This window comes from Hamadaea sp. NPDC050747 (assembly GCF_040654195.1).
Taxonomy (GTDB): Bacteria; Actinomycetota; Actinomycetes; order Mycobacteriales; family Micromonosporaceae; genus Hamadaea.
In genome coordinates, this window is the sequence record NZ_JBFAHM010000013.1 from 223,508 (window position 1) to 249,531 (window position 26,024).

19 protein-coding genes, 1 pseudogene and 2 riboswitches are annotated in these 26,024 nt (G+C 70.7%); of the genes and pseudogenes, 5 read left to right on the top strand and 15 right to left on the bottom strand.

Annotated elements, in window-relative coordinates:
* Positions 1-4 precede the first annotated feature (4 nt).
* From murC to AB0H43_RS29890, 13 genes and pseudogenes are all read right to left on the bottom strand, one after another.
* Positions 5-1,510 (bottom strand): UDP-N-acetylmuramate--L-alanine ligase, encoded by a 1,506-nt coding sequence (murC, locus tag AB0H43_RS29830; RefSeq protein ID WP_360004710.1) that lies wholly within the window; start codon positions 1,508-1,510, stop codon positions 5-7.
* Positions 1,510-2,622 (bottom strand): undecaprenyldiphospho-muramoylpentapeptide beta-N-acetylglucosaminyltransferase, encoded by a 1,113-nt coding sequence (murG, locus tag AB0H43_RS29835; RefSeq protein WP_360004712.1) that lies wholly within the window; start codon positions 2,620-2,622, stop codon positions 1,510-1,512. Before murG ends, murC begins: the two co-directional genes overlap by 1 nt.
* Before the next feature lie 11 nt (positions 2,623-2,633).
* A complete protein-coding gene (locus AB0H43_RS29840) occupies positions 2,634-4,112 on the bottom strand; it encodes a putative peptidoglycan glycosyltransferase FtsW (protein WP_360004714.1) in 1,479 nt (492 codons plus the stop codon).
* Between the two features lie 9 nt (positions 4,113-4,121).
* Positions 4,122-5,507, bottom strand: a complete 1,386-nt coding sequence (murD, locus tag AB0H43_RS29845; RefSeq protein ID WP_360004716.1) for a UDP-N-acetylmuramoyl-L-alanine--D-glutamate ligase — start codon at positions 5,505-5,507, stop codon at positions 4,122-4,124.
* On the bottom strand, positions 5,507-6,616 hold the full coding sequence (gene mraY, locus AB0H43_RS29850; protein ID WP_360004718.1) for a phospho-N-acetylmuramoyl-pentapeptide-transferase: 1,110 nt from the start codon (positions 6,614-6,616) through the stop codon (positions 5,507-5,509). Before mraY ends, murD begins: the two co-directional genes overlap by 1 nt.
* A 218-nt stretch (positions 6,617-6,834) precedes the next feature.
* Positions 6,835-8,244, bottom strand: coding sequence for a UDP-N-acetylmuramoyl-tripeptide--D-alanyl-D-alanine ligase (gene murF, locus AB0H43_RS29855; protein ID WP_360004720.1), 1,410 nt, complete (start codon positions 8,242-8,244; stop codon positions 6,835-6,837).
* The gene (locus AB0H43_RS29860) at positions 8,241-9,740 is read right to left on the bottom strand and encodes a UDP-N-acetylmuramoyl-L-alanyl-D-glutamate--2,6-diaminopimelate ligase (protein ID WP_360004816.1); all 1,500 of its coding nucleotides are present in this window, start codon (positions 9,738-9,740) and stop codon (positions 8,241-8,243) included. The genes murF and AB0H43_RS29860 overlap by 4 nt, the downstream gene beginning before the upstream one ends.
* 57 nt (positions 9,741-9,797) lie before the next feature.
* A complete protein-coding gene (locus AB0H43_RS29865; protein ID WP_360004722.1) occupies positions 9,798-11,921 on the bottom strand; it encodes a penicillin-binding protein 2 in 2,124 nt (707 codons plus the stop codon).
* Entirely contained in the window at positions 11,921-12,388 is a 468-nt protein-coding gene (locus tag AB0H43_RS29870) for a hypothetical protein (protein ID WP_360004724.1), read from the bottom strand. The genes AB0H43_RS29865 and AB0H43_RS29870 overlap by 1 nt, the downstream gene beginning before the upstream one ends.
* An 11-nt stretch (positions 12,389-12,399) precedes the next feature.
* Positions 12,400-13,365: pseudogene (gene rsmH / locus AB0H43_RS29875) on the bottom strand (16S rRNA (cytosine(1402)-N(4))-methyltransferase RsmH); the annotation flags it as partial.
* A 240-nt stretch (positions 13,366-13,605) separates the two neighbouring features.
* Positions 13,606-14,049: a division/cell wall cluster transcriptional repressor MraZ gene (gene mraZ, locus AB0H43_RS29880; protein ID WP_360004726.1), complete on the bottom strand. Its 444-nt coding sequence runs from the start codon at positions 14,047-14,049 to the stop codon at positions 13,606-13,608.
* Between the two features lie 345 nt (positions 14,050-14,394).
* Complete coding sequence (locus tag AB0H43_RS29885) at positions 14,395-15,027, bottom strand: C40 family peptidase (RefSeq protein WP_360004728.1); 633 nt, start codon at positions 15,025-15,027, stop codon at positions 14,395-14,397.
* A gap of 2 nt (positions 15,028-15,029) precedes the next feature.
* A riboswitch (cyclic di-AMP (ydaO/yuaA leader) is annotated at positions 15,030-15,248 on the bottom strand.
* Positions 15,249-15,521: 273 nt separating this feature from the next.
* The gene (locus AB0H43_RS29890; protein WP_360004730.1) at positions 15,522-16,184 is read right to left on the bottom strand and encodes an NlpC/P60 family protein; all 663 of its coding nucleotides are present in this window, start codon (positions 16,182-16,184) and stop codon (positions 15,522-15,524) included.
* A 5-nt stretch (positions 16,185-16,189) separates the two neighbouring features.
* Positions 16,190-16,362, bottom strand: a riboswitch (cyclic di-AMP (ydaO/yuaA leader).
* 245 nt (positions 16,363-16,607) lie between these two features.
* Between AB0H43_RS29890 and AB0H43_RS29895 the strand changes: the two genes are divergently transcribed.
* The 5 genes from AB0H43_RS29895 to AB0H43_RS29915 are packed head-to-tail and all read left to right on the top strand — an operon-like array spanning position 16,608 to position 20,153.
* Entirely contained in the window at positions 16,608-17,837 is a 1,230-nt protein-coding gene (locus AB0H43_RS29895; RefSeq protein ID WP_360004818.1) for a MurT ligase domain-containing protein, read from the top strand.
* The gene (locus tag AB0H43_RS29900; protein WP_360004732.1) at positions 17,827-18,561 is read left to right on the top strand and encodes a glutamine amidotransferase; all 735 of its coding nucleotides are present in this window, start codon (positions 17,827-17,829) and stop codon (positions 18,559-18,561) included. The genes AB0H43_RS29895 and AB0H43_RS29900 overlap by 11 nt, the downstream gene beginning before the upstream one ends.
* Entirely contained in the window at positions 18,558-19,223 is a 666-nt protein-coding gene (locus AB0H43_RS29905; protein ID WP_360004734.1) for a VTT domain-containing protein, read from the top strand. The genes AB0H43_RS29900 and AB0H43_RS29905 overlap by 4 nt, the downstream gene beginning before the upstream one ends.
* Before the next feature lie 49 nt (positions 19,224-19,272).
* Positions 19,273-19,731, top strand: a complete 459-nt coding sequence (locus AB0H43_RS29910) for a DUF2231 domain-containing protein (protein ID WP_360004736.1) — start codon at positions 19,273-19,275, stop codon at positions 19,729-19,731.
* On the top strand, positions 19,728-20,153 hold the full coding sequence (locus AB0H43_RS29915) for a Rieske (2Fe-2S) protein (protein ID WP_360004738.1): 426 nt from the start codon (positions 19,728-19,730) through the stop codon (positions 20,151-20,153). Before AB0H43_RS29910 ends, AB0H43_RS29915 begins: the two co-directional genes overlap by 4 nt.
* Before the next feature lie 21 nt (positions 20,154-20,174).
* Here AB0H43_RS29915 and AB0H43_RS29920 read toward each other — a convergent pair whose 3' ends face one another.
* Together AB0H43_RS29920 and leuS are read right to left on the bottom strand one after the other, a co-directional pair.
* On the bottom strand, positions 20,175-22,835 hold the full coding sequence (locus AB0H43_RS29920; RefSeq protein ID WP_360004740.1) for a glycosyl hydrolase: 2,661 nt from the start codon (positions 22,833-22,835) through the stop codon (positions 20,175-20,177).
* Between the two features lie 151 nt (positions 22,836-22,986).
* A complete protein-coding gene (leuS, locus tag AB0H43_RS29925; RefSeq protein WP_360004742.1) occupies positions 22,987-25,896 on the bottom strand; it encodes a leucine--tRNA ligase in 2,910 nt (969 codons plus the stop codon).
* Between the last annotated feature and the right edge of the window lie 128 nt (positions 25,897-26,024).

Here is a 26,024-nt window from a genome sequence, read left to right on the forward strand (position 1 = left end):
TCCGTCAGGCCTCGGCGCGCAGATGCCGCGCCTGGTAGGGCGTACCGCCACCGCCGCCGCCCCCGTCGAGCGGTTCGGCGTCGGAGTCGCCCCGCAACGCGGCGATCAGCTCGTCGCCCATCAGCGAGATCGGCGGCGCGCCCATCGTCACGACGACGTCGCCGACCCGGGCCCGGCGGACCACCTCGGCGGGCACGTCCTCCCAGGACGGGACGAAGACCTTGGCCTCCTCCGCCACCGGGATCGCCGCCGTCAGCGCCACCCCGCCCTGGCCCGGCTCCCGTACCTCACCGGGGCCGAACACCTCCAGCACGATCGCCTCGTCGGCGATGGCCAGCGCGGTCGCGATCTCCTCCTGCAGGTCGCGGGTGCGATAGACCCGGTACGGCTGGAACACCACCAGCAACCGACCCGCTCCGGCGACCTCGCGCAACGTGCTCAGCGCGGCCGTCATCGAGGTCGGGTGGTACGCGTACTCGTCGTAGACGCGTACGCCGTTGACGATGCCCTTGAGCTCGAACCGGCGGCGTACGCCCGGAAAAGCCGCGAGCGCGTCGATCACGGTCTTGGCCGGCACCCCGAGCTTGAGCGCGGTGAGCGCCGCGGCCGCGCTGTTGAGTCCCAGGTGGCGGCCAGGGGTCGGCAGCGAGAACTCGCCGAGCGGCTCACCGTCCAGGGAGCCGAAGTAGCGGACCCCGGCGACGCCGGAGGTGATCTCGGTGAGCCGGAAGTCGGCGTCCTCGGCCTCGCCGTAGGTGTAGACGGTCCGGCCCTCGCCGCGCAGCACCTCGGCCATGTCCCGGGTGTAGGGGTCGTCGGCGCAGGTGACGACGAACCCGTCGGCGTCGGTCAGCCGCGCGAACTCGGCGAAGCCGGCCCGCAGCCCGTCCATGTCGCCGTACGTGTTGAGGTGGTCGACGTCGATGTTGGTGACGATCGAGACGTGCGGCCGGTAGACCAGGAACGACCGGTCGTGCTCGTCGGCCTCGGCGACGAAGTACTCCCCCGAGCCGTGGTGCCCGTTGGAGCCGACCTCGCCGACCTCGCCGCCGATGAAGAACGACGGGTCGAGCCCGGCGTGCTGCAGGATCAGCGTCGCCATCGACGTCGTGGTGGTCTTGCCGTGGGTCCCCGCCACGGCGATGGTGCGCCGCCCGGTCATCGCCGCGGCCAGCGCCTCGGACCGGTGCAGTACGCGCAGCCCGCGTCGCCGGGCCTCGGCCAGCTCCAGATGGTCGGCCGGGATGGCGGTCGAGTAGACCACGGTGTCCACACCGTCCAAGTTGGACGGCTCGTGCTTCATGTGGATGACGCCGCCGAGCGCCCGCAGGCCGGCCAGCGACGGCCACTCCCGCAGCTCGCTGCCGGTCACCGGGATGCCCCGGGTCAGCAGCAGCCGGGCCAGGCCGCTCATCCCGACGCCGCCCACGCCGATCATGTGCACGGTGCCGAGCTCCTCGGCCGTGAGTACCCCGGCCGGGGTCATGTTCGCGGTCTCCACTGCTGCCATCAGTCCCTCACTCCCGCCGCCTTCAGGACGAACTCCCGCAGGGCCTCGTCGCCGTCGCGCCGCCCGTACGCGGCCGCGGCCGCCCCCATCGCCGCCACCCGGTGGCGGTCGGTGACGAGCGGGACGAGCGTCCGCGCGATCCACTCTGGAGTCAGATCGGCGTCGTCGACGATCAGGCCTCCACCGGCCTCAACGACTGGTAGAGCGTTGCGCCGCTGTTCTCCGTTGCCGTAGGGCAGCGGCACGTACGCGGCCGGCACCCCGAGGGCGGCCGTCTCGGCGCAGGTCAGCGCGCCACCCCGGCACAGGACGAAGTCGGCGGCGGCGTACCCGAGTTCCATCTCGTTGATGAATTTGACCGTGACGTAAGGAGCCGACAGGCCCGCCGGGATCTCGACGTCGTCGTTGCGCGCCCCGATGACGTGCAGCACCTGGATGCCCGCGTCGGTGATCGCACGGGCCGCCCCGGCCATGGCCAGGTTGATCGAGCGGGCGCCCTGGGAGGCGCCGAACACGAACAGGGTCGGCCGGTCGAGGTCGAGGCCGAAGTGCTTGCGTGCGGCGGCCTGCATGGCCGGGCGGTCGAGCTGGGTGATCGAGCGCCGCAGCGGTACGCCCACGACGGTCGCCTCCCGCAGCGCCTCGGCCTGCACCACCTGGTGCGGGAAGCCCACTGCGACGTTCTCGGTGAACTTCATGCCGAGCTTGTTCGCCACGCCCGGGGGGACGTTCACCTCGTGAATGACGATTGGCGTGTGCCGTCGCCAGGCCGCCAGGTACGCCGGAACGCTGACGTAGCCGCCGAAGCCGACGACGACCTGCGCGTCCACCTCGTCGAGGATCGCCCGGGCCGCCCGCGACGAGCGGTACATGCGGTCGGGCGTCCGCAGCAGGTTCATGTTGATGGACCGAGGCAGCTGGTAGGCCGGGATGTGCCGCAGGTCGTAGCCGGCCGGCGGGATCAGGTCGGTCTCCAGCCCCTTCGGGGTGCCCAGGCAGGTGATCCGGATTCCCGGGTCGTGCCGCCGCAGGCAGTCGGCGAAGGCGAGCAGCGGGTAGATGTGACCGCCCGTGCCTCCACCGGCCAGCACCACCGAACGCAACTGACTCACCGCTGTCCTCCTCAGTCCTCGGCCGGCCCGCGGCCGCCTCGCCGTCCCCTTCCGGCTCCCGCCTCGGCGCGGGAGGGCGCCCGGGGGGTGGGCGCCGATGTCGTGGCGGCGTCCGGCGGGCGGTGCCGCCGGGCGATCGCGGGCAACGGGGCCCAGAGTAGCTGTACCCACTTGCCGCTCGGACGGGCGTGCAGGGCTGCCGCCGCCGCGGGTTCGGTGCGGGCGAACGAGGCCAGCATGCCGACCGCGGCCAGCGAGACCACCAGCGCACTGCCGCCGTGTGAGATGAACGGCAGCACCAGGCCGGTGACCGGCAGCAACCGGATCACGCCGCCGATGTTGATCAATGCCTGGCTGATGAACCAGATCGTGACGGCGGCCGCCGCGATCCGGCGGAAGGCGTCGGGCACCCGGCGGGCGATCCGCAGCCCCGTGTACGCGAGCACGGCGAACAGCGTCACCACCATCAGGCAGCCGACGACCCCGAGTTCCTCGGCGATGACGGCGAAGATGAAGTCGTTGTGCGCCTCGGGCAGCCAGTTCCACTTCAGCGAGCCGTTGCCGAGCCCGACGCCGAACCAGCTGCCGTCGGCGATGGCGTACCAGCCCTGCTTGATCTGGAAGCAGTTCTCGTTGCTGTTGCAGTTGGCCGGGTCCAGGAAGGCGGTGAACCGGTCCTTCCGGTAGTCCTTGCCGGGGGCGAAGACGAGCAGGATGATGCCGAGCAGGGCCACTCCGAGCATCCCGGCGAACACCCGCCCGCGTACGCCGGCGACGAAGAGCATGCCGACGAAGATCGCCAGCAGCACGAGCATGGTGCCGAGGTCGGCGTACCCGACGAGGACGAAGAGCAGGCCGACCGCCGGGAACAGCGGTGTCCACAGCTCTCGCCACTGGAGGATGCGGTCGCCCTTGCGGACCAGCACATCGGCGCCCCACACGACCAGGGCGAACTTGGCCAGCTCGGAGGGCTGGAGGACGACCGAGCCGATGGACAGCCAGAGGCCGCTCGCCTCGACCGGCCCCCACTGGGCGGTGGACTGGTTGCGCAGCGAGGCGACGAGGTTGATCAGGTCCAGCAGGGCCAGAAGCGCGATGGCGACCATCAGCAGGAGCCGGGCCACCGCCCGATAGGTGCGCCGGGGCAGCCGCTGGCAGACCCAGAAGGCGACCAGGCCGACGGCGGCCGCGGCCAGCTGCTGGACGAGCGAGCCGTAGGGGCTCAGGCCCTTGCTGTAGTTCGTGACGGCGGTCGCCGAGAAGACCATCGTGAGCCCGATGATCAGCAGCAGCCCGACGCAGGCCAGCAGCAGGTAGTACGAGGCCAGCGGCCGGTCCAGCAGGCCGCGCAGCGCCGAGACGAAGGCCAGCACGGTGCGCTGCGGATCGAAGGGCGGCCGGGCCGGTCGCGCGTCCTGGATCGTGCCCCGGGCGGAGCCGGTCCCCTCCGCCGGGGATGGCGGATCGGGTGTGCCGGTCGCCTGCGTCATGCCCGCCCCTCAGCCGCCTTGCTCGCCGGTCAGCGCCCGGACGGCGGCGGCGTACGCCGAACCTCGATGGTCATACCCGTGGAACATGTCCTTGCTGGCCGCGGCCGGAGCGAGCAGCACGGTGTCGCCCGGCTGCGCGAGCTGTGCCGCGGCCGCGACGACCTCGCCCATCGCTCCATCATCAGTCCTGGCGACCTGGACGACGGGGAGCTCGGGCGCGTGTCGCGCCAACGCGGCCGCGATCTGCTCGCGGTCCACCCCGAGCAGCACGGCCCCGGTCAACCGGGGCACGACCGTCCGGACCAGCTCGTCGACGTCTACACCCTTCAGCTGGCCGCCGGCGACCCACACGATCCGCGGGTACGCCGAGAGCGACGCCAGCGCCGCGTGCGGATTGGTCGCCTTACTGTCGTCCACATAGGTCACACCGGCCACCGTCGTCACGTACGCGTTCCGATGCGGCTCGGGCACGTATCCGGCGAGCCCGTCGCGGATGGCCTCGACCGGAACTCCGTACGCCACGGCCAGCGCGGCGGCGGCGAGCGCGTTGGCGACGTTGTGCGTACCGGCGGGCTTGATCCGCTCGGCCTCGATGATCGGCTGCCCGTCCGGTGTCGTCAGCCAGCCGTCCAGCACACCGAAGGTCGCCGGGGACGGCGTACCCAGCGTGAAGAAGACCGGCGCGGATCCGCCCGCCCGGTGGAGTGCGGCGGCGACGCGGGCGTCGTCGGCGTTGCCCACGGCGACTCCGGTCCCAGCCCGGGCCGACCGCCAGATCGCTTCCTTCGCTCCCGCGTACGCGTCGAAGTCGCCGTGCCATTCGAGATGGTCGTCGGCGAGGTTGAGGATCGCCCCCGCCTCCGGCGCCAGTCGCGACGACCAGTGGAGCTGGAAGCTGGACAGTTCGACGGCGAGCACGTCGAGCCCGTCCGGCAACTCCACCAGCGGCTCGCCGATGTTGCCGAACGCGCCGGTCCGATGCCCGGCGGCCCGCAGGATCGCCTCGAGCATCGTGACCGTGGTCGTCTTGCCGTTGGTGCCGGTCAGGGCCAGCCAGGCGGGCGCGCCCGGGCCCCGCAGCCGCCAGGCCAGTTCGGGTTCGGAGTAGACGTCGATTCCCGCCGCCACCGCTGCGGCAGCGAGCGGGTGGTACGGCGGCACGCCCGGCGAGACCACGACATCCGATACTCCGGACAAGAGTCCCGAATCCACCGAGCCCGCAGCGTCGGAGACGACGATCCGAGCGCCGAGATCGCCCAGCGCCGAGAGAGCGGCCGTCGGCTTCTGGTCGACGACCGTGACCCGCGCCCCGTGCTTGAGCAGCGCCCGGGCGCTCGCGGCCCCGGCGGTGCCGGAGCCGACCACGAGCACGGCACGGTCGTCGAAGGAACTCATCAGCTGACCGCGCTCAGGAAGTCGGCGTAGAAGATGCCCAGCGCGACCGCCACGCCGATGCCGGCGATGATCCAGAAGCGGATCACGATGTTGACCTCGCTCCAGCCCACTAATTCGAAATGATGCTGGAGAGGTGACATGCGGAAGACCCGTTTACCGGTGGTCTTGTAGGAGATCCGCTGGATGATCACGCTCATCGTGACGATGACGAACAACGCGCCCAGGATCGGCAGCAGCAACGTGGTGCGGGTGGAGACGGCCAGGCCGCCGACCAGGCCGCCCAGGCCGAGCGCGCCGGTGTCGCCCATGAAGATCCGGGCCGGGTACGCGTTCCACCACAGGAAGCCGACGCAGGCCGCCGCGGCAGCCGCCCCGATCATGGCTATCTCCAGCGGGTCTCGGACCATGTAGCAGTAGCCCGACTTGTACGCGGGGTCGGCGCACCAGTGCCGGTACTGCCAGAACCCGATGAACGCGTACGCCGACAGGACCATGAACGAGGCGCCGGTGGCGAGACCGTCGAGACCGTCGGTGAGGTTGACGCCGTTGCTGGCCGCGAGGATGACCAGGACGAAGACGATGATGGCGCCGATCCGGCCGAGCTCCAGCCAGTCGATGTCGCGGATGAACGACAGCTTCGTGCTGGCCACGGTCTGCTGGTTGGTGCTCTTGAACGCGTCGATCGGCCAGATCGCGATGACGCCGAAGACCACGCCGACGATCAGCTGGCCGAGGAGCTTGCCGCGTTCCTTGAGGCCTTCGCTGTTGCGCTTGCGTACCTTGAGGAAGTCGTCGATGAAGCCGACCGCGCCGCAGAACACGAACAGCCCGAGCAGGACCAGGCCGGTGATGGTCGGGCGGACCTGGCCGATCTGCGCCTTGGGCAGGGTGATCAGGGCGATGTGCCCGGCGACGTACGCGATGACGGTCGAGACGATGAAGACGACGCCACCCATCGTGGGGGTGCCCTTCTTGGTCTGGTGCATCTGCGGTCCATCGGAGCGGATCGGCTGACCCGCCTTGAGCCGGGTGAACGCGCGGATGGCCAGCGGCGTACCGAACAAGGAGACCGCGAACGCCACGATGATGGCGACGAAAACCGCCCTCATGCGGTCACCGTCCTACGGCCGGCGACCGCCTGAGAAAAACTGCGCTTGCCGATGATCGACCTCCGGCCGCTCATGCGGTCACCGTCCTACGGCCGGCGACCGCCTGAGAAAGACTGCGCTTGCCGATGATCGACCTCCGGCCGCTCATGCGGTCACCGTCCTACGGCCGGCGACCGCCTGAGAAAGACTGCGCTTGCCGATGATCGGCCTCCGGCCGCTCATGCGGTGGCCTCCTCAGCCGGCGCGCGCAGCGCGTCGACGACTTGCCACGTCCGATAGCGCGAGCCCTTCACCAGCACGACGTCGCCGGGGCGCAGCCGCTCCCCGAGCAGCGCGACGGCCGCGTCCTGATCGCTGACCAGCACCGAGTCTCCTCCCCATCGCGCCACCGCCGTCGCTCCGTCGCGAATCGGCGCGGCGTTGTCGCCGACCACGACCAGCAGGCTCACGTCCGTCTCGGCGGCGATCCGGCCCACCTCTTCGTGCCCGGATCGCTCGTGCTCGCCGAGTTCGGCGTGATAACCCAGCACCGCCACCGTGCGGCGGGCGGGTCCGTCCGGGGCGCTGCCCAGGGCGGCCAGCGCGCGCAGCGCGGCGGCGGTCGAGGCCGGATTGGCGTTGTACGAGTCGTCGATCACCGTGACACCGTCGGCACGGTCGAAGACATCCATCCTTCGGCTGGAGACCGCGCGCAACGTGGACAGCCCATCGCCACACTCGGTCACGGTCATCCCAGCCGCTCGCGCCACGGCCGCCGCGGCCAGCGAGTTGCCCACCTGGTGGGCGCCGGCCACGGTCAGGGTCACGGCCGTCTCGCCTTCCGGCCAGATCAGCTTGTACGCCGGACGCCCGAGCCCGTCGAGGGTGACGTCGTCGGCGCGTACCACGGACAGCTCAGACGTGCCCACTCCGACGACCTGAGCGCGGGTGCGCGACGCCATCGCCGCCACCCTGGGGTCGTCGACGTTGAGGATCGCCACGCCGTCGGCGGGCAACGCCTCGACCAGTTCGCCCTTGGCCTCGGCGATCTTGTCCTGCGACCCGAACTCGCCGATGTGCGCGACGCCTACGTTGATCACCACGCCGATCTTGGGCGGGGCGATGCCGCAGAGGTAGGTCAGGTGACCCGGCCCGCGCGCGCCCATCTCCAGGACGAGGAAGCGGGTCTGCTCATCGGCCATGAGGGCGGTATGCGGGAGGCCGAGTTCGTTGTTGAACGTGCCGGGCGGGGCGACCGTCGGGCCGAGGCGCGACAGCAGCTGGCCGATCATGTCCTTGGTGCTCGTCTTGCCGGACGAGCCGGTGATCCCGATGACGGTGAGCTGCGGCAGCCGGTCGAGCACCGCGCGCGCCAGTCGTCCGATCGCCGTCAGCGCGTCGTCGACCAGCACCATGGGAACGCCTGGGACGGCGCGGGTGCCGAGGACCGCCGTGGCCCCGTCGGCCACCGCGCGGGCGGCGAAGTCGTGCCCGTCGACGTTGGCCCCGGGGAACGCGACGAACAGGCCGCCGGTCAGATCCCGGCGGGTGTCGTACTCGACCGGGCCGGTCACCGCGGTCTCGGAGTCTGCCTCGCTGAGCGTGCCGCCGACGGCCGAGGCGATCTCGGCCAGCGTCATCCGGATCATGCCGGCTCCCCCTCCCGGGCGTCCGCCAGCGCGGCCGCGGTGAGTGCGTCGGCCAGTTCCACCCGGTCGTCGAACGGCAGCACCTCAGTGCCGACCTCCTGACCGGTCTCATGGCCCTTGCCGAGGACTGCGATGACGTCTCCCATACGCGCGCGGCGGACGGCCTCGTCGATCGCCTGCCGACGCCCGGCGATCTCGACGACCTCAGCCGGGGTGGGCACACCCGCGATGAGCTCGGCCCGGATCTGCGCCGGATCCTCGGTCCGCGGATTGTCGTCGGTGACGATGAGCAGATCAGAGCCGTCGGCGGCGGCCTTGCCCATGATCGGGCGCTTGCCCCGGTCACGATCCCCGCCCGCGCCGATGACGCAGATGAGCCGCCCGCTCCGGTAGTCCGCCAGTTCGCGTAGCGCCTTCAACGCGGCCACGATCGCGTCCGGCTTGTGCGCGTAGTCGACCACGCCGACGACGTCCCGGCGGGAGTTCGCGGGGCTCGGCACCCGCTCCAACCGCCCCGGTACGCCGGGACACGCGGCGATGCCGTCGGCGGCCGTCTGCGGGTCCACTCCGACCTCGGTCAGCGCGGCCAGCGCCAGCAGTGCGTTGGCCACGTTGTGGCGGCCCGCCAACGCGACCCCGGCCCGCACCGGCGCACCCCCCGGCCCGTACGCCGTGAACTGCTGGTCGTAGCCGCCGGAGACGCTTTCCGCGTACCAGCTGGCCTTGCTGTCGCCCGACGCGGAGTAGGTGACGGTCGAGGGCTTGAGGAGCGGGGTGAGCGCGGGGTCGTCGAGGTTGAGCACCTCGGACCGGGCGCGGCCGTCGAAGAGCGAGGCCTTGGCGGCGAAGTACTCCTCGGTGCCGGCGTGGAAGTCGAGATGGTCGAGCCCGAAGTTGGTCCAGCCGGCCACCGCGAAGCGGACGCCGCCGACCCGGCCGAGGGCCAGCGCGTGGCTGGAGACCTCCATGACGACCGCCGTGACCCCGTTCTCCTTGGCCACCGCGAGCAGCGCGTGGAGGTCGGTCGCCTCGGGCGTGGTGCGTTTGCTCGTGACGCGCAGGTCGCCGAGCCGGGTCTCCACGGTGCCGATGATGCCGGTGACGTGCCCCGCCGCCCGCAGCCCCGACTCGATCAGGTACGCCGTCGACGTCTTCCCGGCGGTCCCGGTGATGCCGATGAGCACCAGTTCGCGGCTCGGTTCGCCGTAGACGCGATCGGCGACCAGCCCGAGCACCGCCCGGGGATCGTCGACGATCAGCGCGGGCAGCCCGGCGGCGGCCGCCGCCTCGGCCCCCGCGGCGTCGGTCAGGACGGCGACCGCCCCGGCCTCCGCCGCCTGGCCGACGAACTCGGCGCCGTGCCGGCGGGAACCCGGCAACGCGGCGTAGAGATCACCGGGGAGCACCTCGTCGCTGGCGTGCGTCACGCCGCTCACCAGCGGTCCCGGCTCGGTGGCCGGGAGCGAGAGCAGCGCACCCAGGGTGGCCAGCGCCACGGGCTCGCAGGACGCGGGTCGGAGACTGACAGGCACGCTTGAGCACCCTACCGGAGGTCAGCGGGTCGCCACGAAGGTCGGGGGCTTCTCCCCGCTCGGGGCGACACCGAAGTGCTTGAGCGCGAAGGACATCATGTCTTTGAAGGCCGGACCGCAGACCACGCCGCCGTTGCCGCCCGGGGTGTACGCGAACACGCCGATGACGTAGCGCGGGGACTCGGCCGGAGCCATGCCGATGAACGACGCGACCTCGCCCTTGCCGTACCCGTTCGTGGCGTAATAGCGCCCGGTGCCCGTCTTGCCGGCGACCCGGTAACCCGCGATCGCGGCGCTGCGCGCGGTCGCCCCCGGCGCCGTCGTCACCGGCTCCATGATCTGCCGCAACTGAGCGGCGTGCTCGGCGCTGATCACCCGGTGGCTGGCCGCCGCCTCGGCCGGTTGGACCTTGCCGTCCGGGCCGATGATGTTCTTGACCAGATGCGGCTGGATCCAGACGCCGTCGTTCGCGATCGCCGCGTACGCCGCGGTCATCTGCAACGGGGTCACCGAGACGCCGTTGCCGATCGGGATCGAGCCGAAGTCCGACCCCTGCCACTCCGACGGCGGCCGGGCGACCCCGGAGGCCTCGCCCGGGATGGAGATCCCGGTGGGCTGCCCGAGCCCGAACAGGCGCTGGTACTTGTAGAGGTTCTCCGCGCCCAGCTGCTGCGAGATCTTGATGGTGCCCACGTTCGACGAGTACGCCATCAGCCCCGGCATGGTGATCTTCGTGCCGCTGGGGAACGGGTGAGTGTCCTCATAGGTCTTGTCGGCCACCTTGATCGTCGGCGCGACCGTCACCGTCGAGTCCGGCGTGATGACGCCTTCCTCCAGCGCCCCGGCCAGCACGATCGCCTTGTGCACCGAACCCGGGTCGACCAGTTCGTTGCTCGCGACGTCGCCCCGGTCCTGCGGGCGGCTCGCCAGCGGGTTGGCCGCGTCGTAGGTCGGCCAGCTCGCCTGCGCCACCACCTCGCCGGTCTTGACGTCGATCACCGTCGCGCTCCCGAAGATCGCCTTGACCTGCTGCATCTTGGCGGTGAGGATGCGCTGGACCTCGTACTGGAGATCCCGGTCGATGGTGAGCTGCAGGGTCGAGCCGTTCCGCGCCGGGACCGTCTTGTGGTAGCCGCCAGGGATCTCCTTGTCGAGCTGATCGCCTCGGCCCACCTCATAGGTGCGCAGGCCGTTCTTCCCGGCGAGGAGATCGTCGAAGCGCGCCTCCAGACCGACCAGCCCGCCGTCCTCGCCGGTGAAGCCGATGAGGTTCGCGGCGACGTCCTGGCTGAGCACGTCGCGCCGATCCGCCCGGTCGACGCCGATGCCCTTGAGGTTCAGCGCCCGCACGGCATCGCCAGTCTCGATCCTCACACCCTGCGCGAGCACCTCGTAGCTCTGCGGCTTGGTGCTGTTCGGCTGATTGTGCGGTTCCAACAGCGGCAGCAACTCCGACACCGGGCGCCCCAGCAGCGGAGCGAGCCGGGCTGCGGCCCCCGCCGGGTCCTCGATCAGCGTCGGGTCGGCGAACACCGTACGCGCCTCGACGCTGTGCACCATGATCGCGCCGTTCCGGTCCAAAATGGAGCCCCGGGACGCGTACAGGGTCTGGTGTTCGAGGCGTTGGTCCAAGCCCTGAGCCGCCGCCGCGGGCGCGCCCTCGAACTGCAACTCGACGAGGCGTACGCCGACCGCCGTGAACATGAGCAGCGCGAGCCCGGCCGCCAGGCGCAGCCGTCGCTGGGGGTTGGCCGGACGCGGCGGCTTGGGCACCTTGACCGCCTTCGGCCGCCCCGGCCGGCCGGCCGGCGCTCCGCGGCGCTTCGCTCCCCGGCCGCCGCTCGCCCGCTCGCTCGCGCCCCTGTCCGCGCGATCATGAACTTTCGGTCGTGATCCACCGGCGTGGCGTGTCCGGGAGTCCCTGATTGACTCCTCTTCCTCATGATCGATCGGCGGCACGACCCGCAGCGACGACTGCTCGCGTACGGTGCGGCCGCGGGGGGTGTAGGCACGCGCCCGGCCCAGTCCGCTGCGGTTCTGGCCGCCCGAACGGCCGGTGGGCGCACCGGACTTGCCGGTGCGCCCACGGTCGCCGAAGCCCTGCCCGTCGGACCCCCGTCCGTCGGAGCCACGCTGCTGCGGCATCAGCCCCCCTGGCTGGTGATGGCCGGCTCGCCGTTGGCCGGCTGCGGAACGCCGACGATGCGGCCGTCCGGCAGCCGGATGAAGGCCGGCGCGCCCGCCGGGACCAGGCCCAGCTTGCGAGCCTGAGCCGCCAGGTTGCCCGGCGCCTCCTTCGCGGCGATCTGCTGGTTGAGGTCCTGCTCCTGCCGGTCCAGCTGGGCCTGCTCCGCCCGCAGCTTGTCGAGCTTGAACGCGTTCTCGTTGATCTTCTGGTTGAGCGCCAGGATGCCCACGACCCCGGCCATCACCAGGACCACGATCATCACGACGAACGGCACCCGCGGACCGGACACCGGCATCGGCGGCGCCAGCCGCAGCTTCGGCCGCTCCGGCGTGCTCCGCCCGGTCTCCCCCCGGCCCTCGGCCCGACCCCGGTCGAGCCGACGGTCGTCGTCGCGCGGCGCCCGCGCCGCGTTGGAGTTGCTCATGCCTCTCCCCCGATCTTCTCTGCCGCCCGCAGGCGAACCGAGGCGGCCCGCGGGTTCTCCGCGACCTCGGACTCGCTGGGCAGCTCCGCCCCCCTGGTCAGCAGCCGCAAGGTCGGTCCGGTGCCGGGTAGCTCGACCGGTAGGTCGACCGGCCCGGTGGACCGCGCCCGCGCTGCGAACGCTTGCTTGGTGATCCGGTCCTCCAGCGAGTGGTAGGACATGACCACGATCCGGCCACCAGGCGTTAAAACGTCCAGCGCCGCGGGCAGTGCCGCCTCCAGCACCACCAGTTCCCGATTCACCTCGATGCGCAGGGCCTGGAAGGTCCGCTTCGCCGGATGTCCCCCGGTACGCCGGGCGGCCGCCGGGATGGCGTCGCGAACCAGTTCAGCCAACCGAGCCGAGCTGGTGAGCGGGCCTTTCGCCCGTTCCTTGAGGATCGATGCCGCGATCCGGGACGCGAACTTCTCCTCGCCGTAGACCCGCAGCACCCGGGCCAGCTGACCGGCGTCGTAGGTGTTGACCACCTGCTCGGCCGTCATGCCCCGGGTCTGGTCCATCCGCATGTCGAGCGGGGCGTCCTGCGCGTACGCGAAACCCCGGTCCGCCTCGTCGAGCTGCAACGAGGAGACGCCCAGGTCGAACAGGATCGAGTCGATCCGGGCGATCCGGAGATCCCGCAGGACGCGCGGAAGCTCGTCATACACGGCGTGCACCAGATGAACGCGGTCGGCGAAGGGAGCCAGCCGCCGCCGGGAGTGCTCCAGCGCCTCGGTGTCCCGGTCGAGTCCGATGAGAACCGTCTCGGGGTGGCGTTGGAGCACGGCTTCGGCGTGGCCGCCCAGGCCGAGGGTCGCGTCGACGTGGTAGGTCCGGCCGCCGGCCCGCTGGGCGCGGTCGACGGTGAGCGCGGGAGCCAGCAGGTCGAGGCAGCGTTCGAGCAGGACGGGCACGTGCTTGCCCCGCGGCTGCTGCATCTCGACCCCCTGCTGTTCTGCTCTCGTTGATCCCGGCGTACCGCCAGATCCCCATCCGCTTCTCGCACCTCTTGTTCCCCGTTCCCAAGGGGTTCGAGAGAGCAGTACGCCTGGCGCCGGGGAAGTGGCGCCAGGAGCCGACAAGCGGCTGGAGATCTCGCGGTACGCCGGTTTCGTGCCCGGTGCTGCGATGTTCGCGGCATCGCTTCCAGGCGCCTGGCGCTCACCGTCTGGCCGGCGTCACCCCGCCTCCGTCGGCAGGCCGGCGTCACCGGCGGTGTCGACGTCCGAGAAGGCCTCCTCGCTCTCGGCGAGGTACGCCTCCCAGGCGGCGTTGTCCCAGATCTCGACACGAGTGCTCGCGCCGATCACCACCAGGTCTCGCTCCAGTCCCGCGTACGCTCGGAGCGTCGGCGGAATGGTGACCCGGCCCTGTTTGTCGGGGACCTCGTCGTGAGCGCCGGAGAACAGCACCCGGGTGTAGGCCCGGGCCGCCTTGTCACTCATCGGACGGGCCGACTGCTCGGCGGCGTATCGCTGGAACTCGGCGACCGGGAACACGTAGAGACAGCGCTCCTGCCCTTTAGTGATCACGACACCTCCCGCCAGCTCGTCCCGGAACTTCGCCGGAAGGATCAACCGGCCCTTGTCGTCCAGGCGAGGGGTATGCGTGCCGAGAAACATCGGCCCCACCCCCCGATGACGCAGACGGGATCAGCTCGTTCGCGGCGAGCCGCTCCCCCGGCCGGCCGGGCCTCCCAGCCCCACCAGTGGGCCCCACTTTACTCCACTTCCCTCCACCGTCAACCAAAATCGACGCTCCCGACGCCCCGAGCCCTCCCCGTTTGGCCAGGTCACGAGAGGTACGTTCGGGTGGAGGGGCCCTATGAAGATCAACATGGTCCGGTTTCCGACATCACCGTCACCGATGCCATTACCGCTCGTTAAGCACGAGTTAAGCGTCCCCGGCACAGCAAGGCCCGCACCACTGGTGCGGGCCCGGCTGCTTTCAGGGGATGGGTGAGAGGTCTAGAACAACACCCGGCGGAACTCGACCTTTTTGCTCCAGATGCGGTGCAGGCCGGTCTTCTTGCCGTAGGTCGGGGCGTCGTACATCTTGTTGCCGCCGGCGTAGATGCCGACGTGGTAGACGCGGCCGCTGGAGTTGCGGAAGATCACCAGGTCACCGGGGAGCGCCTTGGCCCGGGAGACCTTCTTCCCCTTCTTGCCCTGGGCGCCGCTGTGGGGGAGCTTGACGCCGACCTTCTTGTAGATGAACTTCGTGTACCCGGTGCAGTCGAACCGCTTGGGTCCGGCGGCGCCCCAGCGGTACGGACGGCCGCTGTACTGCTTCGCCAGCGCGATCACCTTCGCGGCCTTGGCCGCCCGGGAACTGACGGCGGTCGGCGCGACGGTGAAGGTCGCGGCGGTCGTGCTCATCGCGGTCGCGCTCGTGGCGGTGACCGCGTTCTCCGTCACGACCGTGTCGGCCGCGCCGACGCCGGTCGCCGGGGCGGTGGTGGCCTGGGCGGTGGTAGTCGGGGCAGTGGCCGAGTCCACCGAGGAGGCTTGAGTAGGGGTTCCCGTCAGCGTCCCGGCCAGGATGCCCGTGCCGACGGCCAGCACGAGTCCGGCGGTACGCCGCCTGAGCTGTGACTTCATCGTCGTCCTTCCGGCACGCCTGCGAAGTGAGCTGTCGGGTTCGGGCGGGAAGGTGGCCCGGCCACGGCGTCCAGGGACGGCATGGCTTCACCCCGAGCCGGCCTGCGAACCGATCCGGGGAACCAGGCCGGCGAACCGAGCTGGAAAACCGATCTGCGGGCAGGTCCGGCGAAGGTGGTTCCTCCGCTCCCGCCCATCCACTGCTTCGGTGGGGTGGGCACCGCGAACGGGCGGGACTCGGCGTATCCGCGGCGCCGCCGCCCGGGTGAACCCGACCGGCGGATCGTTTCTACTCAAGAGCCTGCGAGTTCGCCAAGAACCTGAAAGGGCGCTGTCAGCTGGGAAAACTACCCCGGCCGAGCGGTCCAGGCATCGATGTCCGAAATTGCCTGCCGCGATGTCCGGTTCGGCCGGTGACACAGCCCACAGAAGTCGTCCGGCCCGCCCGTTCGGCGTACTCCTCCGATCGGACGAGCCGGACCTCGGCCGAAAAATCAGTAAAACTGACCGACGACGTACCCGTCGTCCCAGATCTCGTGCAGGCCGACGGCCTGCCCCTCGGTCGGGGCGTCCCACATCTTGTGGTTCCCGGCGTAGATGCCGACGTGGTAAGCGAAGTCGCCGCTCAGGAAGAAGATGAGGTCGCCGGGGCGCTGCTTCGAGTGGGGGACGACCTTCGCCTTGGCCAGCTGCGTCGGCACGTAGTTGACGAGCTTGACGCCGATCTTGGCGTACACGAACTGAGTGAGCCCGGCGCAGTCGAAGGTGCGTGGCCCGGTCGCGCCGAACACGTAGGGCGAACCCTTGAGCTTCGCCACCTCGCGCAGGACGATCGCCGCCTTGGTCGCCGCCGTCGCGGTAGCCGTCGCCTTCCTGGGGGCCGCCGGCTTCGAGGCAGGCGCGGACGCAGAGGCGGACGGAGTTGGAGACGCGGACACCGAGGGAGACGCCGGAGGCGTGGGCGAGGACGACGACGCAGAGGCAAGCACCGAGAGCGCCGGAGCCGTCAGGCCGGTGGGCGTCGGGTGCGGCCCCGCCGCGAGGGCGGGAATGCCGACGGCCGCGGCCGTGACCGCCGCCGCTCCGACGGTGACCAGGCGACGCCGGTGGCTGCCGAACAGGAGACTTCGAGCACGCTCCCAGGAGGAGTACCGCATGGGGGTTCCCTTCAGCACGCCTGTGAGGTGAGCTGTCGGGTTCGGGCGCGGAAGGTTGCCCGGCCGCTGGAGGGCGGCTTCACCCCGAGCCTCGTGCGGACGAGGCCGACGCCCGGCTGGGACAGCGAGGCGTCAGTGGGTCCCCCACCCCTGCCCGGTGCTGTGCTGGGGGTCAACGCCCGGCCGGGCAGGGCTCGGCGGGACCGGAGCGTTCACCGGTCATCGACCGGCGCCTGCGTTTCTAGTGCATGACCGGCAGTCAGCCAAGCCCGCGACGTAGCCCCTGACCAGCCAAAATGTCTCCCCGGAACGACGGGCGCCCGTATTGTCCCGGCAGATTGCCCGAGATGTCCGTGATTCAAGGCACACAACCAATCACGAAAACAGATCGCGTACTCTAGCCGCGTGTCGGACGAGAAGAAGCTGCCGCTGCGTACGGCCTTCGCCGTTTCCGTCTCGAAGACGGCGGCCGCGCTGTCGCGCGCTACCGGGCGCGGCGACGGCTCGGTCATCGGCGGCCGGCTCGGCATGATGATCGATCCCGATCTGCTGGCCCATCTGGCGGCCGGCCGCGAGATCGCGCTGGTCTCCGGCACCAACGGCAAGACGACCACGACCCGGTTCACCGCCGCGGCGCTGGGCGTCCTCGGCGAGGTCGCGACCAACTCGTTCGGCGCGAACATGCCGACCGGGCACACCTCCGCGCTGGCCCGTGCCGGGACGACCCGCTACGCGGTGCTCGAAGTGGACGAGCACTACCTGGCTCAGGTCATCCAGGCGACCCAGCCCCGGGTGGTGGCGTTGCTGAACCTGTCGCGCGACCAGCTCGACCGGGCCAAGGAGGTCGCCATGATGGCCGACCTCTGGCGGCAGGCGCTCGCCTCGCACCCCGCGGTGCACGTCGTGGCGAACGCCGACGACCCGATGGTGGTGTACGCCGCGGGCGCCCACCCGGCCGACGAGGTCACCTGGTTCTCGGCGGGGCAACGCTGGCAGGACGACTCACACGTCTGCCCCGCCTGCGGCGGTCACATCCAGCGTGGCGAGGCCGGCGGCTGGGCCTGCGCGAACGGGGACCTGCGCCGCCCTTCTCCACAGTGGACGTTGCTCGACGGCGAGGTGGTCGCGCCGGACGGCGTACCGCACGAGGTGAAGCTTCAGCTCCCCGGCACGGTGAACCTGGGCAACGCCGCGACCGCGCTCGCCGTGGCCGCCCGGTTCGGGGTGAATCCGGTGGACGCGATCCCCCGGCTCGGCTCGGTGGCCAGCGTCGCCGGCCGATACGCCCAGGTGGAGCGGGACGGCCGGCTGGTCCGGCTGCTGCTGGCGAAGAACCCGGCGAGCTGGCTCGAGGCGTTCGAGATGGCCGACGTCGCGCCGACGTTGCTGGCGATCAACGCCCGCGACCCCGACGGGCTCGACACGAGCTGGCTCTACGACGTGGACTTCAGCCCGCTCCGGGGGCGCCAGGTCCTCGTGAGCGGCGATCGGGCGATGGACCTGGCCGTCCGGCTGGAGATCAACGGCGTGCCGTTCACGCACGTCAAGACCTTCGCCGACGCGGTCGCAGCGGTGCCGCAGGGCCGCCTGGAGGTCATCGCCAACTACACCGCGTTCCAAGACATCCGAGCGGAGCTGGATCGTGTCCTTTGACAGCAAAGCCTCTGATCTGAACGGTGGGCTGCAGATCGTCTGGGTCTACCCCGATCTGCTCTCCACCTACGGCGACCGTGGCAACATGCTGATCCTGGCCCACCGGGCCCGCGCCCGCGGCATCCCGGCCCAGACCATCGAGGTCCGCTCCGACCAGCGGCTGCCCGACCAGGGCGACATCTACCTGCTCGGCGGCGGCGAGGACGGTCCGCAGGCGCTCGCCGCGCAACGGCTGCTCAACGACGGCGGGCTGGCCCGCGCGGCCGCGAACCGCGCCGTGGTCTTCGCCGTCTGCGCCGGCTACCAGCTTCTCGGCAGCAGCTTCTTCGCCAAGGGCGACAAGTGCCCCGGCCTCGACATGATCGACATCAGCTCGGACCGCGGCCCCTCGCGCGCCGTCGGCGAGCTGGCGGGCGACGTCGACCCCACGCTCGGCCTCCCGCCGCTGACCGGCTTCGAGAACCACGGCGGCCGCACGCACCTCGGCCCCGGCGTCAAGCCCCTGGTCCGCGTCACCACGGGCGTCGGCAACGACGGCGTCACGGAGGGGGCCTGGTCCGAGACGATTCTCGGAACGTACGCACACGGCCCCGCCCTGGCCCGTAACCCTGCGCTCGCAGATCTGCTGCTCTGCTGGGCGACCGGCGAACAGTCGCTGGGGCCGTTGGACGACACCTGGCCGGATCGGCTCCGGGCCGAGCGGCTCACCGCCGTCGGCCGATGACCACTGCCGATGACCAGGCGGGGGACTTCCGTCGCCGGGCCCTCGTGCGGGCCGGTGCGCTGGGTCTGGGCGTGGGCGCGGTAGCGCTGCTGGCCAGCCGGGTGCCCCTCGGTTCGGTGCCCGCCGAGGTACGCGATCTCGGCGCGTTCGGCCCCGCGGCCGCGATCGTCGCCGGGGCCGCCCTTCTCATGGCGCTCGTTCCGCGTACCGCCATCTCGCTGGCGTGCGGCCTGTTGTTCGGCGCGGTGGCCGGGGCGGGCGTGGCCCTCGTCGCGGCGGTGAGCGCCGCGATCGCGACGTTCTGGCTGGGCCGCTGGGCCGGGCGGGAGACCGTCCGGCGGCGGTTGCGGGGGCGGATCGCGCGGCTGGACAGCTGGCTGGCCCAGCGCGGCACGCTGGCCGTGGTGGTCGTGCGTCTCCTGCCGATCGCGCCGTTCGGCCTCGTCGGGTACGCGTACGGCAGCTCGGCGACGCGGTTCCGGCACTATCTGGCGGGGACGGCGCTCGGCGGTGCGCCCAGTGCGTTCGCGTACGCCGCGATCGGGGCCGCCGTCGTCTCGCCGAGCGGCGTCACGCTCCTGACCTACCTACCCGCCGTCCTGGGTGCGCTCGTCAGCGCCAGTGCGGCGGTCTACTGGCGGGTGACGTCCCGCCGCCCGTGATCTGGGCGAACACCCACCGGACCCCGGTGGGATCTACCAGACTGACGTCATGTTCAGTGACATTCTGGGCATACCGGCTCATCCGCTCTACGTGCACGCCGCGGTGGTCTTCGTGCCGCTGCTGGCGCTGTTCGCCGTGGTGTACGCCGTCGTCCCGCGCTGGCGGGCGAAGACCGGGTGGCTGACCGCCGGACTGGCCGTGCTCGCACCGCTGGCCGCGTTGGTGGCGAAGCTGTCCGGCGACGACCTCCTCGCCGCCCGGTACGCCGCCGGCCCGCCGGCCAATGTCCTGCAGCACCGCAGCTACGGCACCACGACGTTCTGGCTGGCGCTGGCGCTGGGCGTGGTCACCGGAGTGCTGCTGTGGGCGATCGGCGGTCGGCTGCCCGGACCGGCCTGGCTGCGTACGGCGCTGCAGGCGGTCGTGCTGATCCTGGCCGTCGTCACGGCCTATTACGTCGTGCGTACCGGGGATTCCGGTGCCGAATCTGTATGGGGGCGGACATGACATCCACTCGCCGGGCCTTCGTGACCGGGATCGCCGGAGCGGCCGGGGTCGCCGCGACGGGGCTGGCCGCCGCGTGCGGCGGTGGCGGCGGCGGTTCGTCCGCCACACCGACCGCACCGGCCGCGACCGGGCCGACCACGCTCGGCAAGACCTCGGACATCCCGGTCGGCGGCGGCCAGATCTTCGCGACTCAGCAGGTCGTGGTGACTCAGCCGACCGCGGGCGCCTTCAAGGGCTTCAGCGCCATCTGCACCCACATGCACTGCACGGTCGGCACGGTCGCCAACGGCACTATCAACTGCCCCTGCCACGGTAGTCAGTATTCGATCACCGACGGCAGTGTGAAGCAGGGGCCGGCGACCCAGGCGCTGCCACCGAAGAACGTGGCGGTCAGCGGCGACTCGATCGTTCTCGAGCCGTAGCCGACCGCCACGTCCGCACGGTTACGGCAGGGTGATCCGCCAGATCCCCCGCCCGTGGGTGGCCAGGTACACCGAGTTGTCCACACTGGAGTACTCGATGTCCATGCCGACCGTGAGCGGCAGCCCCGATCCCAGTCGCAGCCAGGCGGTGGAGCCGGCCGGGCGGTAGAACGCCGCGAGGTCGGTCGCCAGGATCAGCCCGCCGTTGGGCAGCAGCTTGATCGAGCTCGCCGGGACGTCCGGCAGGTTCGCCGAGACGTCGGTCCAGTCCGCCCCGCCGTCGTGGGACTCGAAGACGTGGCCGATGCCGGCCCCCGGACCCTCGGTGAAGCGCCGCGAGAAGCCGTTCACCGCCAGGAAGACGTGCTGACCGTCGGCCGGATCGACCTCGACGCCCTGGACGAGCCGGTTGGGCACGACGCCGGTCGGCGGCAGGGCCAGCTGGTGCCAGCTCGTCGGGTCGCCGACCTTGCCGGTGGCGACGCCCCGGGTGAAGCCGGCGTTGTTGCACGGGCCGCACCAGCCCACGTACGCAGTCCCGTTGCTGACGGCGACGGAGGTCGCGGTGTGCCCGGCTCCGAGGTCGAACACGTTCTTCCACTGCTTGCCGCTGCGGATCGCGAAGCCCAGATCGTTGACCCAGACGTGCCGGCCGCCCGCGACCCAGACGTTGTAGTTCGTCGAGTCGGGTGAGAACGGGGCGATGAACCGGGCCGGCTCGTCACCGGGCGAGTTCGTGTACGGCTGGATCTTCCACGAAGTGGCCTCGGAGGCGCTGTTGGCGCCTGGGTTCGCCGCGCAGTTCTCGGTCACCGACATGGACAAGGTGGTGTACTCCTGCACCTGGCGGCAGATGTTCTGCGGATCGGCCAGGGAGTCGCCGCCGTCCCCGCCGAAGTTCGATCCCATCACCGTGTCGCCCGGACGCAGCAGCGAGGTGCCGTTGTCCTGGAGACCGCCGGTGACGCCGACGCCGGACACGCCGTTGTAGGTGTCCTTGCCGACGGAGACCGAGTAGTACTGCAGCGCGTCCAGGGTGCCGTCGTTCAGGCTGCTCCAGTCGGTGGCGTGACCCTCGGCGTTGGTCTGGCCGCGTACCGGTCGCCGGAAGGCGCCGCCGTCGTTGCCGACATAGACGTACGCCTTGCCCTGGTAACTGCCGACCGCGACGGAGTGCTGGTCGGAGTGGGTCGAGTCCGGGCACTTGTTGTGCGCGTCGTCGATCGCCCAGCAGCCGAAGTAGAAGTTCCAGTACGGCCCGATCGTCTTCCAGGACGACCCGCCGTCGGTGGTCTCGTAGACCTCCTCCAACCCGAGCCAGACGTGCTTCGGATCGGTCGGGTCCACCTGCAGGAAGTGGTTGTACCAGGACTGGATGCCGGGGCCGTAGCCCTTGCCGCCGACCGACTGCTTCAACGCCGAGCCCGAGTTGGCCAGCTTCTCCGACTCCGCGATCTTCGACCACGGCCCGGACGGGCTGCCGGAGTTCGACACGTAGACCCCGTCGAGGTAGCTGTTCACCGTGCCGACCGGCTTGTTCAGCAGCTTCGGCGACTGGTTGATCGCATAGAGGACGCTGCCGTCGGCGGCGTACGCGAAGGTGACCCGGCCGATGTCGTCCGCCGGGATCGAGCCGGTCGGATTCACCTTGTGCCAGCTCGCCGAGCCCTGGGTGTAGTCGGCGGTCTCGTAGAAGCCGTTGTAGGTGTCTCCCGACCGCCAGGCGATGGCGGCCACGATGTGCTTCGGATTCTTCGGGTCCGGCGCGATGTCGTTCACGATGTTCTTGTACGCGGCGTTCGCGTTGCCCGCGTCGGCCCCGCCCGGCAGGAACGACGGGTTGGGGGCGTACTGGAAGGTCCAGGCGCCGGCCGCCGTCGTGGCGGAGTGGCTGTAGACGCCGCGGTTGGTGGCCGCCCAGACGGTGCCGCCCGCGAAGCGGAGCTTCGAGATGACGGTGCTCTCCAGCTCGGTGCCGCCGACCCGGTTGGCCGGGGTGAACTGGCCCGTCGTCGGGTCGGCCAGGCGATACACCCCGGATCCGGCGTACGCCGTCCCACCGGTGTTGGCCTCGCCGGTGCCGTACCAGAGCGAGCCGTCGTCAGCGAGGACGAGGGTGCCACTGGACAACGACGGGAGCTGGTCGGCGATGGGCGACCACTGACCGCCGCCGGTCGACGAGCGCCAGACGCCGCCGTCGGCGCCCGCGGCGTACACGTGCCCGGCGTTGTCGGCGACGAGCCCGGTGATCCGCCCGGTCACGTTGCCCGCGCCGCCACTGGAGTTCGAGTACCAGTCCCGGTAGCGCGGATCGTCGGCGTCGTAGACCTTGTTGGTCACCTCCGACCACGTCCCCGCCGTCTTCGGCATCGACGTGAGCTGCGCGTACGCCGCGCTGTAGGCGCCCGGCGCGACGATGCCCGGCGCGGTGCGGGCGTCGGCGAACTGCTGCGCGATGGTGAGCGCCTCGAACGCCTCGTCGCCCGCGTTCTCGCCGGCCTCCCCCGCCATCATCTCGGCGAACTCGTGCGGCTGGAACGGCGTGCCCGCACCGGGTTCGTCGAGCACCCCGATCTCTTCCCAGAACCTCTCACCGGCGGCCGCCGCTCCACCGGCGCCGACGAGCAGGACGGCCGCGATCGCGGCGGTTATCTTGCGACGTCGTGTGGCCAAAAGCTTCATGAGCCACAGCCTCGCCCGGCTGGTCAGCGGCGCTCATCGACGAACGTCCGCAGTTTTGTCACGGTGGACGTCCATCGACGGCGAACGGCCCGCCTTCCTGCGAAGACGGGCCGCCACCTGCGATGACAGAGTTGTCATCTGACGTTCGAGGTCACACGACGACGCTGACCATCCGGCCCGCGACGACGATGACCTTCTTCGGCTCCTTGCCCCCCAGCGAGTCGGCGACGGCGTCCAGCGCCGCCGCGCGTACCACATCCTCGCCGGCGGAGGCCGCGACCTCGACCCGGCCGCGGACCTTGCCGTTGATCTGGACCGGGTAGGTGACCTGGTCCTCGACCAGCAGGGCCGGGTCGGCCTGCGGGAAGTCGGCGTAGGTCAGCGACTCGTCGTGCCCCAGCTTGCGCCACAGCTCCTCGGCGATGTGCGGGGCGAACGGCGCGACCATCAGCGTCAGCGCCTCGGCGGTCTCCCGAGGCGTGCGCTCCAGCCGCGTGATGCCGTTGGTCAGCTCGATCAGCTTGGCGACCGCGGTGTTGAAGCGCAGCTCGGACATGTCGTCCCGGACACCGGCGATGGTCTTGTGCAGCAGTCGCTGCGTCGCCTCGTCGGGAGCGGAGTCGACGACGGTGACCTCACCGGTCTCCTCGTCGACGATCGCCCGCCAAACCCGCTGCAGGAATCGCTGCGCGCCGACGACCGCCCGGGTCTCCCAGGGACGGGACACCTCCAGCGGCCCCATCGACATCTCGTAGACCCGGAACGTGTCCGCGCCGTACTGCGCACACATCTCGTCGGGGGTGACGACGTTCTTCAGGGACTTGCCCATCTTCCCGTACTCGCGGTCGACCTTCTCGCCCTGCCAGACGTAGACGCCGGTGGACTCCTCGGTCACCTCCTCGGCCGGGACGTAGACGCCGCGCTCGTCGGTGTAGGCGTACGCCTGGATGTAGCCCTGGTTGAACAGCCGGTGGTAGGGCTCGAACGAGGACACCTTGCCCAGGTCGAACAGCACCTTGTGCCAGAACCGGGCGTACAGCAGGTGCAGGACGGCGTGCTCGACGCCGCCGACGTACAGGTCGACGCCGCCGGACTCCTGCCCCTCGCGCGGGCCCACCCAGTACGCCTCGTTCGCCGGGTCGACGAACGCCTGGTCGTTGGTGGGATCCAGGTACCGCAGCTGGTACCAGCAGGAACCGGCCCACTGCGGCATCGTGTTCGTCTCGCGTACGTAACGCTTCGGTCCGTCCCCCAGGTCCAGTTCGACCTCGACCCAGGCACGCGTACGCGACAGCGGCGTCTCCGGCGAGGTGTTCGCGTCATTGGGGTCGAACAGCTTCGGCGAGAAGTCGTCGATCTCGGGCAGCTCCAGCGGCAGCATGGATTCGGGCAGCGCGATCGGCTCCTCGCTGACCGTGCCGTCCGGCAGCACCTCGTAAACGATCGGGAACGGTTCGCCCCAGTACCGCTGGCGGCTGAACAGCCAGTCCCGCAGCCGGTAGGTGACCGCCCCGGTGCCGTGGCCGGTCGCCTCCAGCCACTCGATGATCTTCGCCTTGGCCTCGGCGACGCCCAGCCCGTCCAGGCTGGTGCTGACCGGGGAGGCGCTGTTGATCGCCGGGCCGTCGCCGGTGTACGCCTTGCCCTCCCAGCCGTCCGGCGTCTGCACCGTGCGGATGATGGGCAGCTCGAAGACCTCCGCGAAGGCCCAGTCGCGCTCGTCTTGGCCGGGCACGGCCATGATCGCGCCGGTGCCGTAGCCGGCCAGCACGTAGTCGGCGATGAAGACCGGGATCCGGCGGCCGTCGACCGGGTTCGTCGCGTACGCCCCGGTGAAGACGCCCGTCTTCTCCTTCGCGTCCGCCTGGCGCTCCACATCGGTCTTGGCGGCGGCTTGCCGCCGGTAGTCGGCGACCGCCTCCGCGGGCGTCGCGAAGCCACCAGTCCAGACCTTGTGCGTGCCTTCCGGCCACTCCGCCGGAACCAGCGTGTCGACCAGCTCGTGCTCCGGAGCCAGGACCATGTAGGTCGCCCCGAACAGGGTGTCGGGCCGAGTCGTGAACACCTTGATCGTGCCCGCGTCCGCCGCGCTGTGCTGCTGTTCGCCGTCGCGAGCGACGGCACTGTGCTGCTGTTCGCCGTCGCGAGCGACGGCGAAGTCGACATGGGCGCCGGTCGAGCGGCCGATCCAGTTGCGCTGCATCAGCTTGATCGGCTCCGGCCAGTTCAGAGTGTCCAGATCGTCGATCAGCCGATCGCCGTACGCGGTGATCCGCATCATCCACTGCTTCAGGTTGGCCTTGAACACCGGGAAGTTGCCGCGCTCGCTACGCCCGTCGGCGGTGACCTCCTCGTTCGCCAGCACGGTGCCCAGCCCTGGGCACCAGTTCACCGGCGCGTTCGACACGTACGCCAGCCGCGACTCGTTCAGCACCGCCCGGCGCTCGTGCACGGACAGCTCCGACCAGGGGCGGCCGTCCGGCGTCGGGCGCTCGCCTCCGGCGTACGCCGCCTCCAGCTCCTCGATGGGACGGGCCTTGCCGGCCGCCTCGTCGTACCAGGCGTTGAAGACCTGCCGGAAAATCCACTGGGTCCACCGGTAGAACGGCACGTCGGTGGTGGCGACGCTCCGGCGGTCGTCGTGACCCAGCCCCAGCATCCGCAGCTGAGCCCGGTATCGCTCGATGTTCTGCTCGGTGGTCACCCGCGGGTGCGTGCCAGTCTGGACGGCGTACTGCTCGGCGGGCAGACCGAAGGCGTCGAAGCCCATCGTGTGCAGCACGTTGAACCCGGCCATGCGGTTGAACCGGGCGAAGACGTCGGTGCCGATGAAGCCCAGCGGGTGCCCGACATGCAGGCCCGCCCCGGACGGGTACGGGAACATGTCCAGCACGAACTTCTTGTCGGCGCCCGAGCGGGGATGGGCGGGATCGGCGAGCGGGCCGACCGGGTTCGGCGAGTGGAATGTGCCGTTCGCCGACCAATAGTCCTGCCAGCGCTTCTCGATCTGGTTCGCCAGCGCCGCCGTGTAGCGGAACGCGGGGGTGTCCGCCTCGCTCATGTGTCAGGTCCCCTCGGGTAAAACAAAGTGCAAATCAAGATCAAAAGCGGGCAACTGTAATTCCGTTGTGGCCGCAAGCGCCCACAAAAAAACCCCTCACGCAGGAGGGGTCGCCGTGCTCACGCTGC